Below are 3,106 nucleotides of genomic sequence, written 5' to 3'. Positions count from 1 at the left end.
CGCGGGGTCGGAGGCGTCGTCGAGGTCGGCCCCCGAGAAGCGGCGGCCAGCGCGGGCCGGGACCCCGAACCGGTTGCGACCCAGATAGTCGGGTTCAGGCACGCCACCGGTGAAAATCAGCTCCAGCTCGTTGATTTTACGCTCCGACAACATCAGATTATCGAGCACCAGCCAGTTAAAATACGTGGACAGGTAGGGCAGCTGCGAGCCGAAAAACAGGTCGAAGTTGCGGTCCTTGTTCTGGCGCACCTGGGCCAGCGTAGCGGCCAGCGCGACGGCATCTACGCGCGGCGGCTGGGTGTAGTCGGGCGTGTACACGTAAGCCAGCGCCTCGTGCAACACCTGCCGCCGATGCCAGAAGCTACCCGTGAAATAGAGCGGCAGCACCGCCAGCCCCACTAGCAGCACGGTGGTTACCAGCCGCGGCGCATACACAGCGCGCAGCGCGGCCACGTCGTCGCTCAGCTGGCGCACGTGCACCACGAACAGCAGCAGCGGCGCCAACAGCAAAAAGCCCGTTCCGATGAGAATAATGGCCGGAATAGCCAGCGGCAGAAACGGCAGGAACACCAGAAAAAAGTAGAACGTGAAGCCGAATAGCGCGCTGCGTCCCAACAATTGGAGCAGGCGCACGCCGGGCCGCTCGCTGTCGGGCACGCACAGCAGCAGGCCGTTCACGATGGCAAGCACATAAAACCACGGGCTGCTGAAATTGCCGAAGATGCCGCTGGCCCCGCCGAAGCCCTGGCCGAAGACCAGTCCGTTGTTCACCCCCAGGCCAATGAGCGGCAGCACCACCGTTACCACCACTTTCCAGATAATGCCTCCGTCGGCCCAATCGTGCGCGCGACGGCGCGAGCCGATGAACAGCGCCCGCGTCAGAAAAAAGAAAAAACTGAGCGTACCCACCACCAGCGAGGCTCCAATGATGACCGTGCTCACTGTTTGGCCGCGGGACGGCCCTTCATATACCTCGGGGCTCGAGCCGCGCAGTAAGTGCGCCAGCCACGTCAGCACCTCGAACACCAGCGCCCAACACACCGGCACCACCACCGCAAACAGCACGTTGGGCGCGGCCTGGTGCGGCTGGTCGTCGGGCGTGAAGCGGGCTACCAGCACCAGCAGGGCGTGCGCCAGCGTGGGCATCAGAAAGGTCCAGGCCATGAGGACGGGGTTGGTGGGCACCATCCAGGCCGGCACGCTGCGGGGCAGCAGCTCGTCGTAGTGCCAGGTAAGCAGGCACAGCCACAAGCTCAGCGTCAGCAGCACCACCACGCAGTACCAGCCGCCCACCGGCTGCCGACGCCCCCATTGCCGGCCCGCGTAGCCAGCCCCGCCCAGGCCCAGCAGGGCCAGTACCGCCCCAAATGCCTGCCACTCCCCTACGCTCGCCGCCGGCAACAGTGTATGAATAACCGAAAGCTCGCCGGCGCAGATGAGCAGATACACCAGCAGCGGCGCGGTACTGGCCAGAAAAATCCATTGGGGAGAGCGCAAGCTGGGCATGGGCGGGGCAGGAACTACAGTTGGCGAATGGCAAAATGGCGCAGGCAACCCGGCTTGGTCGCGCAACGCAACCAAGCGCAAAACCTACTAACCGACTTGCAGCAAATGTATTTTAAAGAACTTTGTATTTCAAAGCAATTAATTTCAGACGGCCCACTATTATTGGGAAAAGCCCGTTCCTAGTGCAGGAACGGGCTTTTAAATTTTCATCCATTGAACAGCTTATACCGCGTTATCGGCCGGCTCTGCCGCAATTGCATCGCGTGCCAGGCCGTAGGCACATCGTTGGCCCAGCGGCGCAGCAGCAGGATGATGACCCCAATTTCCAGGCGGCTCAGCACGCCGAGCCAGAACGCAGCCTCGAATAAAACGCGCGCCTCGCAGGTGCCCATCAGCTGCACGAGCGCGCCAAACGATACCAGTACCCAGGCCTTGGCCGCCCACGAGTGCGTGGCCACTTCCTTGCGGAACTTCAGGTAGCTCAGCGCGTACGTAAGGCCTTCCAGCGCCAGCAGCGTGAGTAGCTGTACAGCGTGCCGGGCAAAGAAAGCCGGGCACGCCAGCCAGGCTGCCCCCACCACCGCCGCCCAAAAAACCTGGTCGATGGCCGAATCGAGCCGACGCAGCTTTTCCGTCGACACACCCAGGTGCCGGGCGATGATACCATCGAAAATATCGGTGAGCAACCCCACCGAAATCAGCCCCCAAGCCAGCGCGGCGAAATGCGGCGCGTGCAGCCCCGCCAGCAGCAATACCAGCAGCCCCAGCACCAGGCGCGTGCCCATCAGCACCAGCGGCAGGTACCGCGTGGCGGACGCGCGGCGGGCTTTCATGAGCAAACCAGCTGGCCAGCCTACCCGAGCGGAGCCGGCTGTTCGGGCTCGCGGGTCAGGTTGTCGCGGGTATTTTTCTGCACGGCAATGGCAGCGAACAGGCTCAGCACGAAGGCCATGCCGTAAAAGCCTTTCTCGCTGAGCGTGAGCGTGGCATTCCAGAGGCCTACCGTGAGCAGCAGCACCGTGAGCAGCACCGACACCCAGCTGAGGCCGTAGTACAGGTTCGTGACGGGAATGCCTTCGAGGCGGTCGCGCACGCTTTTCTGCACCGAGATGGCGGCAAACAGGCCGTACATGAGCACGGCGAAGTAGTAGCCTTTCTCGTTCAGCGCCATCGTGATGGCATTCCAGAGGCCCACGTTGAAGGCAACAATGCCCAGCAGCAGCGCCACCCAGGAGGCGGCAACGAAGGCGCTGGAGGTTTGTCGAGGGGCTGAGGTATTGGCTTGGGGATTCATGCGGCGGGGTGGCTGGCAGTTGTTATTGAAGAGCCGCAACAAACGTACAGCTGCCAGAGAATTGTCTGCAACCTATATTTCTTTCGTTCAGACTTTTCAGCTGATACGCCGCGACTGGCCAGACGAACCGAAAACCGCTTAAACAAAAGGCCAGGCCCTATCGGGCCTGGCCTTTTGCCATTTATTACGGGACTTTACACCACGCGCCACTGCTACTTCAGCACGGCAATGGTTACGCCGTCGCCGCCGCGGTCGGCGTGCTCGTCGGCCACGCTGGCCACGGCGCGCTGCGAGCGCAGGTAGTCG

3 protein-coding genes are annotated in these 3,106 nt (G+C 62.6%); all 3 read right to left on the bottom strand.

The features are described from left to right. On the bottom strand, positions 1-1,506 hold a 1,506-nt coding region (locus ACYVDE_RS18640; protein ID WP_460503051.1), incomplete at its 3' end, for an MSEP-CTERM sorting domain-containing protein. 206 nt (positions 1,507-1,712) lie between these two features. Beyond that, positions 1,713-2,339 (bottom strand): CDP-alcohol phosphatidyltransferase family protein, encoded by a 627-nt coding sequence (locus ACYVDE_RS18635; protein WP_460503050.1) that lies wholly within the window; start codon positions 2,337-2,339, stop codon positions 1,713-1,715. Between the two features lie 20 nt (positions 2,340-2,359). Further along, positions 2,360-2,800: an inner membrane protein YiaA gene (gene yiaA, locus ACYVDE_RS18630; protein ID WP_460503049.1), complete on the bottom strand. Its 441-nt coding sequence runs from the start codon at positions 2,798-2,800 to the stop codon at positions 2,360-2,362. Positions 2,801-3,106: the final 306 nt, after the last annotated feature.

Source organism: Hymenobacter agri (assembly GCF_054778495.1).
Note: the sequence above shows the minus strand (reverse complement) of the source record. Positions and strands in the feature narration are given on the sequence as shown.